Source organism: Patescibacteria group bacterium (assembly GCA_041662665.1).
Taxonomy (GTDB): Bacteria; Patescibacteriota; JABMPQ01; order JABMPQ01; family JAQVVF01; genus JAQVVF01.
The window spans coordinates 407,094-422,123 of the sequence record JBAZSC010000001.1 but is presented as its reverse complement, the minus strand read 5'-3'; the positions used below and the strand labels follow the sequence as shown (position 1 = coordinate 422,123).

Genomic DNA, 15,030 nt, shown 5'->3' with positions numbered 1-15,030 from the left:
TTCTATTGCCTTCCAACAGGCAGATTACTTGGAGCTTCAGCTTTGCTAGCTGATGCGCTGATAACAGAAGGAGATTCAACAGAAACATAAGGAAAGTGAAATAAAGTAGCTAACTCTTCAATGCTCAATATGCATGGCGGAATTCCGGCATCCATATCGCGCTCTTTATAATATCTAACAATTTTCTTTTGTCTTTTAGGAATTCTAAATTTCCAATAATCAAGCTTAGTCTTTGTGTGTTTATCTAACCAAAACCAATTGAGATTTTGAGTATGCAAAAGTTTTAAAGCGCCTAAAATAGCAACAACTCCGCGACCTTTTTGATATACATCTTTTTTGGCAACATAAATATAACGAAATTTTGTTTCAAAACCAACTTTGGCGATATTTCTTTGAATAGCAGTCACAACATCTTGCTCGCCTGGAGATAGATATTGCATTAAAGATTCAACTTCTCTTTTTTGTTCTTTTAATTCAGCTGCTGGAACTTGCAAAATAGCATCAGTAGCGCTTAAAACATTGTGCCAGCCTTTAACGACTGTTTTTTTGAAAAAGTCTTCAGGAATATCAACTTTTTTTCCAATAAGTTTTGCGGCAATATTCTCGCCTTCTTTTTTCCAAGCATCATCAACTGGCCTAATTGTTATCTGAAGCCAGATCTGTTCGCCTTCGTTTAATTTTCCCATAACTTCAGTGTAAGCAGAAATTGGATCAATGAATCCTTTATCAAATTCTTCAGCAAATTGCATATATGTTCTGATAGGATATGAATCTGGCATCATTAATTTAAAATCAGTGCCAAAAAGTTCGTATTGTTCATTTGGCCATTTGTCTGGAATTGCATCAACGTAATCCTCAATTTCAAAAATCTCAGCATCTGGATAATGAGCATAAATATGAGCTTCAACAGCATCACGAAGTTTGACAGGTGTTCTGATAATAAATCTGACTTGGCCATTGATACCGACCAATTCTAAGCTAACTTGGGCTTGTTGTTCTCCCAAGATCCAAAATTCAGACCAGTTTGGAGGAGAATAAATGCCATGGAATCCTGCCAAAACTTGTTCCATTGATTTTGGACTTTTTTCGCTATCAGCTGGAACAGATACAGTAAGCAAAACATATTCAACGCCAGCTAAGAATTTATTATTTTGAATGCGATAAAAAGCGTAATAGGCTAAGAAAATTAAACCTAAAATAATCGCCCACCAGGCATGGACAAAAACAAAACCAAACGTGCTGAAAAAATCACGCAGTTGGCCAAAAAAATCAATTGGCGGTAATCCATTCATTTTATTTTTTTATTTTAAAAATTGATTAACTAAATTTATATTGTTTAGCTATAAACAATAAACAACTTAATAATTATATTTTATACTATTATTTATTTCCTGCCAAGCAGTATAAACCGTTAACTCTTTGGAATCTTTGTTTGTTTTGTAAAGCTAAAACGATTGTGTTCTTTTTTACAAATCTTTGTTCTAGCACTTTATTGATAATATTTTCTTTAGATAAAGTTTTACCAGATTCAATAATTACTTTTTCAATAATTTCAGCAACTGTTCCTTGTTGAAAACCCCATTTTTTCAAAGCATACATACCTCTGCCGACTAAAACGAATCTTTGATCTTTAATTAATTCATTATGAACTGTTTGAGGAATAGCTGTTTTTGTATCAAATTTTGCAGAATTAATAAGCTCAGTAATTTTTGTAAAGTGAGCTGGTTTATTGAATTTTTCTAATACAATATAAGCTTTGTCTTTGACGCCTTTTGGAACAATTTCTCTCCATTTTGACAAACCCCATTCATTGAATGGATTTTTTAAGATTTTCTTGCTTAATGATAAATATGAAACTAATGTTTTGCTATCTTTGATTTCTAATTCAAAACCATTTGATAAATTATTTTCCAAAACTGGTTTGCCTTTGCCTTCTAGATTTAAGACAAATGAATTAATAACTTTTTTAGAATAATCTAAATTAGCATCAACTAGTGACCATGTTTTTTTGATTTCTTCGTTTTCTTTGATTGAATTAAATTTTGAAGAAACCTTTAAAACAAATTCAATAGCATTATTATGAATTGGATCTAAATTGTATTTTTTTCTGAATTCTGACATCAAAAAATTATGCTCCATGATTTTGCCATGTTCATTGAGTAAATCTTCTAACATTGCTTCATATTTGTTTAATCCGGCAATTTTAGGAGATTTTTTCAATTCTGCTAAAGCTACTGATTCAATTTGTCTGACTCTTTCACGAGTGATTTTGTAAGTAGAACCAATGCTTTCCAATGTCATTTTATAATCTTCTCCCAAACCAAATCTTTTGATTAAAATACTTTTGGTTCTTTTTTTCAAACCATCAAGCATTTCTAGAATGTCTTTAGTTGGGTTAAATTCGTTAATCTTAGTCATAATTTTGGCTTAATATAGTCAAATCAACTATATTAATGAAGTTAATTAATTGTTATTTAAGTATAGCATAAATTTACAGAATTGTCAATAAGTTTTGCTATTCATATTAATTTAGCACTTATATTTGGTGGTGTCAAGTGTTTCAAGCTAAATTGTTAAATTGCTCTATTGTTAAGTGTCTTTTGACGTTAACAATTTAGCAATGGAACAATTGAACAATTAAGCATAAAAAAACAGCGTTATTGCTGTTTAAAAATCTAATTAATTTATATTTTGTCTAATATGCTTTTGATTCTGTCAACTTCTTGCTGGACAACTTCGCTTTCTTCGCCTTCTGTAGATTTGATGCCAATTTTGTGCATTGGTCTGCGCCAATCAAAATGGAGGTCAATCATAAAATTATTATCTTGATCGTATTTTGGATATGCATGAAAACGAGGATAATATGAAGCTCCAGGATGTCTGATAAAACTACTGGTTTTTGATCTTGGATCGCGCCAAGGTTGGTATCCAATTTTGCGCATTAATGTTAATGCGTTTTGCGAAAATTGCTTATTAAATTTTATCAACATAGAGAATTAAGAATTAAGAATTAAGAACAAAAAATGAGAAATATAATAAATTATCATAATTCATAATTCGTTATTCTTAATTCACATTTTATTGTTGAGTGGAAGTTTGATTATAAATTTCTTTAGCTGCATTCAAAGCTTCTTGTCTAGCTTTTTCTTTGATTGAATCATCGATATAGCCTCCTGTATCTTTTGGGGCTGTTACAGTATCTTGCGTTGTGGCATTCTCTGTAGTTTGCGTTGTTTTTTCAGTCTTTTTCTTGGTTGTTGTTTTTTCAGGCTCAGGATTTGCTGTATTTGTTGAAGTTTTTTCAGTATTTGTCTTAGTGCTCTTTTTCTTCTTTTTTTTCTTTGCAACTTTTTTATCAGCTTGCGTAAAATTTTTATAAGCTTTAATGATACTGCCCAGAGCTGATTGCTCCTTGGTGTCTTTTTTTGCTTCATAATCTAACCATAATGCACCACCAACTAAAATGACGGCTACCATGAAAATACGGAACGCTTTTGGAAAGAAATCTTTCATATTTTTTTTGTTTTATTTTAAAAATATAATACGAATATACGAATAATGCAAATGTTGCAAATATGCGAATTATGCGAATACTCTTCTTTATTTGATAATATCATAAAATATTTTTTTAGTAAACAGCTTGACTTTTTAATTAAAAAGTTATATTATATTTTATTGTTCCCTAGACAAGAAACAGCAGAGGAGGGCAAGAAAATGTGCTCCCCAAGCAAAGTGAATACCCTAACAGTAAGCGTTCATTGTATTGAGCGCTTTGTTGAAAGAAGACTAAAAATTCCTGATCTTAGTTACTACGATTTTTTTAAGTCTCCTGATCATATTGTTTCAGCTTCCTTGAAGATCAAAATATCGGCTCAAGAGAATTATTTTTCAAGAATGTTTGCTGATAAGAAATACCATGAAGCTTTGAAAGCTTTTGATCGCTTTTATGCAGAGAATGGAATTCTATGTCTTTCTACTGTTGCGCTCATGGTTATCGGACTATTTTATTCTGATGAAACCGTTGAAATTTCTGGCATGGCGGAATTGTATCTGAAGCAAGAAACTTCAGGCAACCCAAGGCTAGAGAATGATGTTAGATATTATAGATTTGATGATTTGATTTTTGTTGTTCGCGAGCAAAATATTATTACGTGTTTTTGGCTGGAACCGCATCAGATTAATGTCTTGGATGCCATTCTACATGGAGAATCTATCCAGCTCTTTTAGTCGCACTTTTTTGATCCTGTTATCTTGACAGGATTTTTTATTTGGGAACGTGGGAACGTGGGAGCTTGAGAGCGTCGGAGCGTGGGAGCGTCAGAACGTCGGAACGGTCGGACTTTCTGATATTCTAATTTTCTGAAATAAAAAAAATCTCCGAAAATGGAGATTACAATTGTACAGTGATTTCGACTTGGAAAAGATGGGCAATGTTGTTGGCGAGTTGTAAAACTTCATTATAAGAATTTCCATCATTAACTTCAAATTCCATAGTTCCATGAGTAATCATTAAACTACACAACTTTTCATTTAGGTCTTCCTCGTCTACATCTGGAGTAAAAAAGAAAAATAATTTTCCTAGCCACGACATTTCCTTGACATTCAACGGTTTGTATATATCGATTAAGGTATCTCTGTTTGTTGAACAAATGCAAGCATGCCTGAAATTGCTTGAATTTTCAATCCTAAGTTTATAACCCAATGATTCTAAATATTTACAAACCTTGTAGCATAATGTTTGACGATAATCATCAATATGGACTAATGGCGACAAGGCTAATTGATTTCCAGCAAATCCAACCAAACAAGATGTCATTTGTCTTTGCAGATTTTGCATGTGTTGATCAAGAGCTTGTCTTCTGGCTTGTTCTGGAACATCCGAAAATTGTTCTGTTGCTGTTTCTTCAAGTGATTCTCGATGCGCTTGCAAAAGATGTTGGACAGCTGCTTGTTGCCTTTCTGGATGATTTGCTAATGCATCAAAAAAATTAACTTGATTTTGCTGAATCAATCTTTGCAAGGCTTCAACTCGATCTTGCTGATTTGGCATTTCCCTCTTCTCCTTTTTTAGAGTGCGAATTTACTAGATAATATATAATGAATGATTTTTAATGTCAACGGGATTGGAGCTTCGGAGCGTGGGAGCGTGGGAGCGTGGGAGCGTGGGAGCGTGGGAGCGTCAGAACGTCGGACTTTCTAAAAATAAAAAACTGCTATGAATGCAGTTTATTGATATAAATTATATTTTTCCGCAGAACTTTCTGACGCTCTAACGCTCCCACGTTCTGAAGCTCCAAATTTTGGGTCCGAAGAGAATCGAACTCTTATCTATAGCTTAAAAGGCTACAGCTCTACCATTGAGCTACGGACCCACGCGAAGTTAAAAGTTAAAAAGTCTAAAGTTAAAAGTATTATTTTAAATAAAATTTAACGAAACAAAAAAGCAAGGTTTGCTTTATGGAAAATTAACATAAAAATAAACAAACTGCAAGACTATTTTTTCTGTTCTGCTTCTGGAGTGGTTGGTTCTTTCTGACGGATCAAATATAGTGCACCCATTGGAGCTAAAATCCACAAGAAACGTCCGATGTCTGAAGCAAAAGCAAACCTAACCATTGAAGATAAATATGCCAATGCTGTTGGTGGCAAGAATGACAAGACACAACTAATTATCAAACCAACTTGCAAGACGCTAAATAAAGCAATGACTGGAATACTTGGCTTACCGACAAAACCAGAAAGTGCGCCAACTCTTGATAGCAAAAAGAATATGCCAGCTATACAACCAAAGAATGATAAAATTTGTAAGACGAAAACTGGACCTAAGCCAAATTTCTGCGACATTTTTTCATTGATAAATGGCAGATTAGTTGTGATGGCCAGAGAAATATAGACGCTGACTAAAACAGCTAAAACTCTTTCTCGTCCTAAAGACATTCCATAAACAAGAATGGCAAGGACAAAAAAGATTATTATAAATAAATCCCAAGACGGCAAACTCCAGTTTACCGCAGAAGTTAATCCAGTAGGCATATGTTTTTGTTTTAATTATTTTTTTTGATTAGTTTTAGTATAACAGTAATATCAAATTATGTAAAATGGGAAGTGGATAAATCACGAAGTAGCAAGTAGTATGTAGAAAGTAGAAAGATCGTCTTGCTACATTCTACTTTCTACTTACTACAAGTTATTCGAATAGATCGTGAAGAAAATTATGCTTTTTGATTTTTACTGTTTGTCCATTTGTATTTGCTAATTCTAATAATAATTCTCTTTCTTTTTTGTTAAGCTTTGTTGGAGTAATAACTTTAACTGGAATTAACAAATCACCTGCACCTTGTCCGTTTAAATTCGGAAAGCCTTTGCCATCAATGACAAATATTTTTCCAGTTTGAACACCAGCTGGAATTTTTAATGCTATTTTGCCATCAAGAGTTGGGATTTCTATTTCGGAACCGAGAGCTGCTTGCGTAAAACTCAAAGGCAATGCATAAATTAAATTATCATCTTTTCTTTTGAAATATTTATGTTTTGCAACATGAATTGTAACATAAAGATTTCCAGCAGGACCATTTTTTTGACCTTCTTCACCTTTTCCGCCTAATTCCATTGTCTGTCCATCTTTGATGCCAGCTGGAATGTTGATGGATATTTTTTCATAACCTTGAACTTGTCCTTTGCCTTTGCATTTTGAACAATTTTGTTCAAATGTTTGCCCTTGGCCATTACATGCTGGACATACTGTTGCTTGTTGAAACATACCAAACATTGTTTGGCGAGCTTGCGTAACTTGACCGCTGCCATGGCATGTTTGGCAAGTATTAATTTTTGTACCTGGCTCATTCCCTTGTCCATGGCATTTATCACATTGTATCTTTTTATATAATTCAATTTCTTTTTCAATATTATTTGCTGGATCTTCAAAATTAATATTTAAATCAATATTAATATCATTGCCAGCAACAGCATTTCTATTGCCTTTTGATTTTCTTTTACCGCCAAAAAATGATGAAAAAATATCACCAAGATCAATGTCTTCAAAATTCACATTAAAGCCTTGAGAATTAAATCCGCCAAAAGGATTACCGCCATAAGATCCGCCTTGGCTTTGAGCTTGTTCAAAGGTTTGTCCATATTGATCATATTGAGATTTTTTTTCTTGGTCAGACAAAACTTGGTAAGCTTCGTTGGCTTCCTTAAATTTTTCAGCGTCTCCGCCTTTTTTGTCAGGATGATATTGATGAGCTTTTTTATAAAAAGCTTTTTTAATTTCATCTCCTGAAGATTCTTTAGTAACGCCTAGAATGTCGTAATAATCTTTGGGCATTTTTTTTGTAAACAAATTTAACACGTAGCGACAGGGCAGTGCCCTGTCGCTACGAACCACGACAAAATCTTAATTATTTTTTAGGTACTTCTTTGTATTCACCTTTTACTGTATTTGGTCCTTTTGGATCAGCATGTGGTGCACTTTGAGCTTGTTGTCCTTGAGCTTGAGAAGCTTGTTGTGCTTTAGCTTGTGCTGCTTGAGCGTCTTGGTACATTTTCTGACCAACCTTTTGTAGTTCAGCTGATAATTCTTCTGTTGCTTTTTTAACAACTGTAGCCTCTGCTGTATCTTTGACTTTTTTCAAAGCTTCAACTTTTTCTGTAATTAACTTTGTAGTTTTTTCATCAACTTTGCCTTTTGCGTCTCTTAAAGTTTTTTCAGCAGTATAAATTAAAGTTTCTGCATTATTCTTGATTTCAATTTTTTCTTTAATCTTTTTGTCTTCTTCAGCATGAGATTCAGCATCTTTTTTCATTCTCTCAACTTCTTCATCTGACAAACCTGAAGAAGCAGTGATTGTAATCTTTTGTTCTTTGCCAGTTGCTTTGTCTTTTGCTTTGACATTCAAAATGCCATTAGCATCAATATCAAAAGTAACTTCAATTTGAGGAATTCCTCTTGGTGCTGGTGGAATGCCGTCTAAGATAAATCTGCCTAAAGATTTGTTATCATTTGCCATTTCTCTTTCACCTTGCAAAACATTGATTTCAACTTGTGGCTGATTGTCAGCTGCAGTTGAGAAAACTTGAGCTTTTGATGTTGGAACTGTTGTATTTCGATTGATCAAAGCAGTTCTAATTCCACCTAATGTTTCTAGACCTAATGTTAATGGAGTAACATCTAATAACAAAATGTCTTTAACATCACCTTGCAAAACACCTGCTTCTACAGCTGCACCAACTGCAACAACTTCATCTGGATTTACACCCATGTGCGGTTTCTTGCCGAAAAATTCTTCAACTTTTTTCTGTACCATTGGCATTCTTGTTTGTCCACCAACCATGACAACTTCATTGATATCTGAGATGCTTAACTTTGCATCTGCCAAAGCTTTTTTACATGGCTCAATTGTTTTTTCTACCAAATCGCCAACTAACTCTTCTAGTTTAGCACGAGTTATTTTAATATTTAAGTGTTTTGGACCAGTGCTATCAGTAGTAATAAATGGCTGATTAACTTCAGTTTCTAAAGCGCTTGATAATTCGTGCTTTGCTTTTTCAGCTGATTCTTTTAATCTCTGGATTGCCATCTTATCAGTTGATAAATCAATACCTTGTTCTTTTTTGAATTCGCTAACTAAGAAGTCAATAATTTTTTGATCAAAATCATCACCACCTAAATGAGTATCACCATTTGTTGATTTTACTTCAACTGTGTCATTGCCTACTTCAAGAATTGAAATATCAAATGTACCACCGCCTAAATCGTAAACTGCAATTTTTTCATTTTTTTTCTTGTTGAAACCATAAGCTAATGCAGCAGCTGTTGGTTCATTGATAATTCTTTTGACTTCAAGACCAGCAATTTTTCCAGCATCTTTTGTTGCTTGTCTTTGAGCATCATCAAAATATGCAGGAACTGTAATAATTGCTTCTTTGATTTCTTCGCCTAATTTTTCTTCAGCGTCTTTTTTTAATTTTTGCAAAACCATTGCTGAAATTTCTTGAGGAGTATATTCTTTGCCATGCATTGTAACTTTAACACCTAAACCTGATTGAGTAACTTTGTAAGGCAAAACTCTAACATCTTTTTGAACTTCTTCAGAATCATATTTACGACCAATAAGACGCTTAACTGAATAAACTGTATTTTCAGAATTTGTAACAGCTTGTCTTTTTGCTAGCTGTCCGACGATTCTTTCACCATCTTGTTTTATTGCAACAACTGATGGAGTTGTTCGATTTCCATCTTTGTTTTCTAAAACTTTTGGCTCGCCACCTTCGATGATGGCCATGCAGGAATTTGTTGTTCCTAGATCAATACCTAATATCTTAGACATAGATTTGTTCTCTTTTTCTTTTCAGGTTTATTGCTTGAATAAAACTTGAAAAGAATTGAGATAGATGAATTATGAATAATGAATTATGAATAAAGATCTTTTTTCTTAATTCATAATTCTTGATTCTTGATTCTAGTTAATTTATTTTACTTCTACTTTTGCTGGTCTAATTATTTTGCCGTTAAGCTCGTAGCCTTTAAATATTTCTTTGCAAACGACTAATTTTTCTTTCTTTTCTTTATCTTTTTCTTCTTTGTAATTCACTGCTTCATGACATTTTGGATCAAATTCTTTATTAAGACATTCAATTTGCTTAACGCCATTTTTTGCCAGAACATCTTCTAATTGTTTCTTAATGAATTTGATACCTTGTACCCATGGGTTATTTTCTAAATCTTTTGGTACTGCATTATAGGCTGACTGAAAATTATCTAAGACTGGAATAATTTCTAAGATAACATTTTCATTTGCGAACTTTACAAAATCAACTTGATCTTTGGCTGTTTGCTTTCTTAAGTTTTGATAATCGGCTTGAGCGCGCTTCCAGCCGTTGAGATACTCGTCACTCTTCTTTTTTAATTCTTCGATTTCTTTATTCTCGTTTTTCTTTTTAAACATAGTTTTTAAATTATGAATCTTGAATCTGGAATCTAGAATCTTGAATGAATACAGAATTTAGAATGCAGAATTTTTTATTCAATATTCTAAATTCAATTCCAGATTCTAGATTCAAAATTCTAGATTCTCGTAATTAAAGGTAAAAATAGAATTATTAATAGACCTGATCCTAAAAACTTGGTTATGTGTTCTAACAACGATATATTTTTATCATAATGCATTCTTTTTGGACCGATAATGGCGATGAATCCTTTTTCACCTGACGGATATTTGATCTGTGAAACTATCATTGAACAATTATTGATATGAAGTGGATTTTCTTTGCCGATATAGACTTTAATGCATTTTGATTTTGCTTTGTCGCATAGAGTTTCAACATTTTCATCTAATAAATCAAGTGCTTCAGCAACATCATAAACTTCATCTGGATTTTTGAATTCTGGCTGTTTTAATAATTTTGGCATGCCAGCTTCCCAAATGTCTTGAGAATCTAGAACACCAGAAATAACTAAATTGTCAGATAATCTGGATAACAATCTTGCAGTTGATTTGGCTAATCTATTATATTTTGCTTTGGTCTTGATTAATTCTGTTTGTAATTGTCTTTGCTCATTTAAAGTTAATTCTTTTTCACCCATTAAACTATCCACAAAAAATCGATAGCCTTTGTCTGTTGGAGTTCTGCCTGCTGAAGTATGAGGTTGAGTCAAAAATCCCATATCTTCTAATTCTTTCATTTCATTTCGAAGTGTGGCAGAAGATAAATCAAAATGATATTTTTCAACTAAAACTTTTGAGCCAACTGGTTCGGCTGTTTGGATATATTCTTTGATAATTGCGTTTAAAATTGTTTTCTGTCTTGAATTCATTTTTTTATCTGTCATTCTGAGGCCGAAGCCGAAGAATCCCATGAATGAGCGTTCATTTTCGGGATCCTTCACTACGGTTCAGGATGACAGGGTTATTAGCACTCTAGTTTCGAGAGCACTAGCACTCTCTTATCTTTAGTGCTAATTATATTCTAGCAATAAAAAAAAACCTGTCAAGGTTTTTATGTGGATAAATATTTAATTTAAGATTTATTGCTTCTTTTTATATACAATTCAGTCAAATGTTTTTTGAAGTTATCTGAAATCTTTACTTGGAAAGAAAAATCTAAAAATAATAATGCAATTTCATCAGGCAACGAATCAATTTTTTCTAAAGAAAAAACTCTACCAGTTTGACTAATAATATGATAGATATCGGGAATTATGAAAGTGAGCTCCCTTACTCTTCTATAATCTCGGCGTCTAATTTCTTCCCAAATTTCCATATTCATTTTTAAATCAGGAATCTTTTTAACTTCTTCGGCTGTCATCATTTCTCCACCAATATTAAATTTCAATTTTCCTAAAGCTTCTCTAAAGTCTTCAACTTTTCCATAAGTAATTGGCGAATCATTTTGTATTGCTTCGTGAAATTCATTGGCTAAATCTTTAACTGTTTCTGATTCAGGTGTTCTTGCAATTTCAAGACCTATCTTTTCTGATTCTTTTTCAGGACCTTGAATATCTTGTTGAGTTAGTGGTTCTCTTTCTGGCATTTGTGTAAAAAACTAAAAATATAAATATAATTATTTCTTTCTACTCCTTTTTCTTAATCTACCAATTTGCGTTGTAATTCTACTTTGTACATTAAGAAAATGCTTAAAATCAATGAAATATATTGCTGCTTGATCTGGTAATGATTCAAGACCAGCCAATGAAAGCTGTCCTCGATGCTGACTTAAAAATTCAGCTTGCTTAACTGACAATCGAGTTATATTATCAAGAAATAGCTCTCCTTGATGATTACTAATAATTTCTGCATCTTGATCAGAAATTTCTTCAATTCCAAGCGTAAGATAACCTTTTCGTTCACATAATTTTCTCAATATTGAGCTAGGAAAATATTTTACGTTTAGCAAACGCACAGTTCCTACGTTTTTAAGAATATCTGCTACCTCTAGACTTACATAAGTCATTTGAGTAATAGTCGAAGTCGAATAATCACCGACTTTTATCCTTTTCCAAATTTCCATATTCAATTTTAAATCAGGAATCTTTCTTGCTTCTTCGGCTGTCATCATTTCTCCGCCAATATTAAATTTTAATTGGTCCAAAGCTTCTCTAAAGTCTTCAACTTTTCCATAAGTAATTGGCGAATCATTTTGTATTGCTTCGTGCAGTTCATTAGCTAAATCTACAACTGTTTCTGATTCAGGTGTTCTTGCAATTTCAAGACCTGGCTCTGATGTTTCTTTTTCTGGGCCTTGAATATCTTTTTGAGTTAATTGTTCTCTTTCTGGCATGTATGTAAAAAACTAAAAATATAGAAATTTAAAAAAATCCAAATTATAGTGCAATTCGCTGGTTTCAGAGTCCTCTCTGAAACCATGTCAACAGTGATGATGTGGTTGCAGAAAGGATTCTGCAACCAGCTCCTTGTTTTTTTGTTAAAGTGTTTAAATGTTTCGATAATCTAGAACACGAAAGTCTCCCACCATGGCTTTTCAACTGATATTTTTCCATTATTAGCATTCATTGTTGCTATTAAATCAAAAGTTGTATCAAACATCCATAATATTTTTCCGGAAATATTTAATGAAACTTTGTATTCTAAAATATTATTATTCAAAGAAAGATCTGCACTTTTGATTTGATAATCTTTATAACCATTGATTGCCTTTTTGAATAATGTATCAGCGAAAAAATTAATTGGGTAATCATTATCTTGTTTTATTGCAGAAAAAGCGCCATCTTGAATTCTTAAATTCAAATCTGTAATAACATAATTCTGTTCGCTTTTGATTTTAATCTTAGATGAATCATAAGACAAATCTATTTTTCCACTTGGAGCGCTTCTTAATTTAAAGCGAAAGATTGGAGTATCAGTAAATTTATAAAACTTATTTTTATATTCAAAAGTATTTGGTTCTGATGCCAAAAAAAGAAAAGGATCTTTTATATATTCTTTAACATAAAAAATTGGTTGATTATTTTCTTGTGTTAAAATATTGGAATTTATTTCAACAATAGTCATTCCATTTTTTTCGATTGTATCGATAATAATGCCATCTAAAGCAGGTAAAAAGTTTTTGATATCTGAAACTTGCTGTTCATTTTGTTTTTTTTGATCCGAAATTTCTTGTTTTATTTTATTATCAATTTCTTCAGTAAAAGATTCGTTTGATTGCTGATCAGAAGTCCTGGCAAAACAAGTAAAATTAGTTGCAAGCGCTAAAATTATTAGAACAAAAATTATTTTTATTCTCATTTTTTTGTTTTATTTACCAAAGATTTTAATTTATTAATAACTTCTTCCAAAGAGTAATCAGTTTTAATTAAATAATCATCAGCACCTAATTTCTTGCCCTTCTCAACACTTTCTTTATCACCTAAATTCGTAAGAATTATTACAGGAATATTTTTCATTTCAGGCTTGCTTTTTATCCTTTGCAAAACTTCAAAACCGTCAATTCCTGGTAAAAGCAAATCTAAAATAATAATATCTGGAATTTGTTTTTCCAAAGCTTGAAGTCCTTTTTCACCATCTATTGCTTCTATAACTTCAAAATCGTTTTGTGATAATTCAGCTTTTAGAGCATATAAAAGAGCTGTTTCATCTTCGACAATCAATATTTTTGTTGGCATAGCTATATTGTTAAATTGTTAAACTGCTAAATTGTTATACGTAAAATTACTATATACAATAATTGCTTTAACTTATATTTGTCGGCAACTCAATGTAGAATGTCGTTCCTTGATCTTGTTTGGATGCAAACCAAATTTTTCCTTTGTGAGTCTCAACTATTTTTTTAGCGATATATAATCCTAGACCCGTCCCATGAACAGATAGTAATTTGGCATTTTTACTTCTATGGAATTTCGTAAAGATTTTTTCTTGCTCTACTTCTGGGATTCCGATGCCATTATCTTTGACTGAAAAAAATATTTTATTATCTTTCAGCTCTGAATTAATTTTAATCTCGCCTTTTTCTTTTGTATATTTTACAGCATTATCAATTAAATTCTGAACAACAATTTTAATCTTTTCTGGATCTAACATTGCTTTTTTAATATCTTGTTTTTCAAAATTTATTTTAATTTGTTTTTTTTGAGCTTGCGCATTTACATCCTTAATTGCATTGTCAACGATCTGATTAAAGTCTGTTAATGAAAGCTCTAAACCAGTTCTTCCTTCTTCGATTCTTGAGACATTCAAAAGATCTTGAACAGTTTTGATCATTCTGTCATTTGATTCGTTCATTTGGGTTAAAACTTTTGTTTGCTCTTCTGATAAAGCGCCAATCCTTCCACGTAATAAAATTTCTAATAACCATCGCAAACTAGACAAAGGACTTCTAAGCTGATGAGAAGCCAAAGAAACAAATTCAGTTTTCATGTTTTCGATTTCTTTTTCTTTGGTGAAATCATGCAGGACTTTTACGAAACCAATAAAAGTACGACGATTATCGTAAACAGGAGAAGTTGTTATCCTTAAGTATCTTTTTTCAGGCGATTCTATTAAAATATTTTCTTCAATTGTTTTTAAATCAGTTGGACTTCCTGGAATTTTGTTAATGATTTTTTTAAGATTTGGAAATTTATTAATTTCTTTTCCAAAAGTTTTTAAACCAATAATTTGTTTTTTATCAATTCCTAAATATTTTTCTGCGCAAGGATTTAATAAAATAATATTGTAAGCATTATCAAGCATCAATAATCCATCGGAAAGATTCATAACTATTGATTCAGTTTTCTTTTTTTCACGTTCTGCAGTTAATTTTGCTTCCGTAATTCTGCCAACTCCTTGAGTAATTAAATAACCAGCAATTATAAGAATGATCGTAATTGCGATAACACTAAAAACGACAAACTCTGGAGACGTATAAATATTGGTCAAAATATAAGTTGCGATCATAACAATGATAGTTATGACGCCTGTAACTAGAAATAGAAAACTCGGACATTCCCAAAGCTTGAGATTATTTTTGTAGCACTCTGGAAAAATTGTGCAATATAATGGTTTTTTGTTGGTTTTGTTTTTCACAGTTTTTTAT

16 protein-coding genes and 1 tRNA gene are annotated in these 15,030 nt (G+C 32.0%); 1 reads left to right on the top strand and 16 read right to left on the bottom strand.

The genetic code is table 11. The features are described 5' to 3' along the window. Nucleotides 1–2: 2 nt before the first annotated feature. The 4 genes from WC663_02170 to WC663_02155 all read right to left on the bottom strand — a co-directional run bounded on the left by WC663_02170 (nt 3) and on the right by WC663_02155 (nt 3,513). Nucleotides 3–1,292: a hypothetical protein gene (locus WC663_02170; GenBank protein ID MFA6296131.1), complete on the bottom strand. Its 1,290-nt coding sequence runs from the start codon at nt 1,290–1,292 to the stop codon at nt 3–5. An 88-nt stretch (nt 1,293–1,380) separates the two neighbouring features. Further along, the gene (locus tag WC663_02165; protein ID MFA6296130.1) at nt 1,381–2,418 is read right to left on the bottom strand and encodes a sigma factor-like helix-turn-helix DNA-binding protein; all 1,038 of its coding nucleotides are present in this window, start codon (nt 2,416–2,418) and stop codon (nt 1,381–1,383) included. 266 nt (nt 2,419–2,684) lie between these two features. After that, complete coding sequence (locus tag WC663_02160) at nt 2,685–2,990, bottom strand: hypothetical protein (protein ID MFA6296129.1); 306 nt, start codon at nt 2,988–2,990, stop codon at nt 2,685–2,687. Nucleotides 2,991–3,078: 88 nt separating this feature from the next. Further along, nucleotides 3,079–3,513, bottom strand: a complete 435-nt coding sequence (locus WC663_02155) for a hypothetical protein (protein MFA6296128.1) — start codon at nt 3,511–3,513, stop codon at nt 3,079–3,081. Nucleotides 3,514–3,714: 201 nt separating this feature from the next. Between WC663_02155 and WC663_02150 the strand changes: the two genes are divergently transcribed. Beyond that, nucleotides 3,715–4,227 carry a hypothetical protein gene (locus WC663_02150; GenBank protein ID MFA6296127.1) on the top strand — a complete coding sequence of 171 codons (513 nt, stop codon included), beginning with the start codon at nt 3,715–3,717 and terminating at the stop codon, nt 4,225–4,227. 163 nt (nt 4,228–4,390) lie between these two features. Here the strand turns inward: WC663_02150 and WC663_02145 are convergent, their stop codons facing one another. From WC663_02145 to WC663_02090, 12 genes are all read right to left on the bottom strand, one after another. Then, entirely contained in the window at nt 4,391–5,050 is a 660-nt protein-coding gene (locus tag WC663_02145) for a hypothetical protein (protein MFA6296126.1), read from the bottom strand. Between the two features lie 251 nt (nt 5,051–5,301). Then, nucleotides 5,302–5,372, bottom strand: a tRNA-Lys gene (locus WC663_02140). Between the two features lie 121 nt (nt 5,373–5,493). Then, nucleotides 5,494–6,033 carry a hypothetical protein gene (locus WC663_02135; protein ID MFA6296125.1) on the bottom strand — a complete coding sequence of 180 codons (540 nt, stop codon included), beginning with the start codon at nt 6,031–6,033 and terminating at the stop codon, nt 5,494–5,496. A 154-nt stretch (nt 6,034–6,187) separates the two neighbouring features. Next, nucleotides 6,188–7,327 (bottom strand): molecular chaperone DnaJ, encoded by a 1,140-nt coding sequence (dnaJ, locus tag WC663_02130; protein ID MFA6296124.1) that lies wholly within the window; start codon nt 7,325–7,327, stop codon nt 6,188–6,190. A 73-nt stretch (nt 7,328–7,400) separates the two neighbouring features. Next, the gene (gene dnaK / locus WC663_02125; protein MFA6296123.1) at nt 7,401–9,329 is read right to left on the bottom strand and encodes a molecular chaperone DnaK; all 1,929 of its coding nucleotides are present in this window, start codon (nt 9,327–9,329) and stop codon (nt 7,401–7,403) included. Between the two features lie 141 nt (nt 9,330–9,470). Then, nucleotides 9,471–9,947 (bottom strand): nucleotide exchange factor GrpE, encoded by a 477-nt coding sequence (locus tag WC663_02120; GenBank protein ID MFA6296122.1) that lies wholly within the window; start codon nt 9,945–9,947, stop codon nt 9,471–9,473. A gap of 119 nt (nt 9,948–10,066) precedes the next feature. After that, nucleotides 10,067–10,831 (bottom strand): hypothetical protein, encoded by a 765-nt coding sequence (locus WC663_02115; protein ID MFA6296121.1) that lies wholly within the window; start codon nt 10,829–10,831, stop codon nt 10,067–10,069. A 188-nt stretch (nt 10,832–11,019) separates the two neighbouring features. Then, the gene (locus WC663_02110) at nt 11,020–11,532 is read right to left on the bottom strand and encodes a hypothetical protein (protein ID MFA6296120.1); all 513 of its coding nucleotides are present in this window, start codon (nt 11,530–11,532) and stop codon (nt 11,020–11,022) included. 30 nt (nt 11,533–11,562) lie between these two features. Beyond that, nucleotides 11,563–12,279 carry a hypothetical protein gene (locus WC663_02105; protein ID MFA6296119.1) on the bottom strand — a complete coding sequence of 239 codons (717 nt, stop codon included), beginning with the start codon at nt 12,277–12,279 and terminating at the stop codon, nt 11,563–11,565. A gap of 170 nt (nt 12,280–12,449) precedes the next feature. Next, nucleotides 12,450–13,244 (bottom strand): hypothetical protein, encoded by a 795-nt coding sequence (locus tag WC663_02100; protein ID MFA6296118.1) that lies wholly within the window; start codon nt 13,242–13,244, stop codon nt 12,450–12,452. After that, nucleotides 13,241–13,621 carry a response regulator gene (locus WC663_02095; protein MFA6296117.1) on the bottom strand — a complete coding sequence of 127 codons (381 nt, stop codon included), beginning with the start codon at nt 13,619–13,621 and terminating at the stop codon, nt 13,241–13,243. The genes WC663_02100 and WC663_02095 overlap by 4 nt, the downstream gene beginning before the upstream one ends. Nucleotides 13,622–13,688: 67 nt before the next feature. Next, nucleotides 13,689–15,020 (bottom strand): ATP-binding protein, encoded by a 1,332-nt coding sequence (locus WC663_02090; protein MFA6296116.1) that lies wholly within the window; start codon nt 15,018–15,020, stop codon nt 13,689–13,691. Nucleotides 15,021–15,030 lie beyond the last annotated feature (10 nt).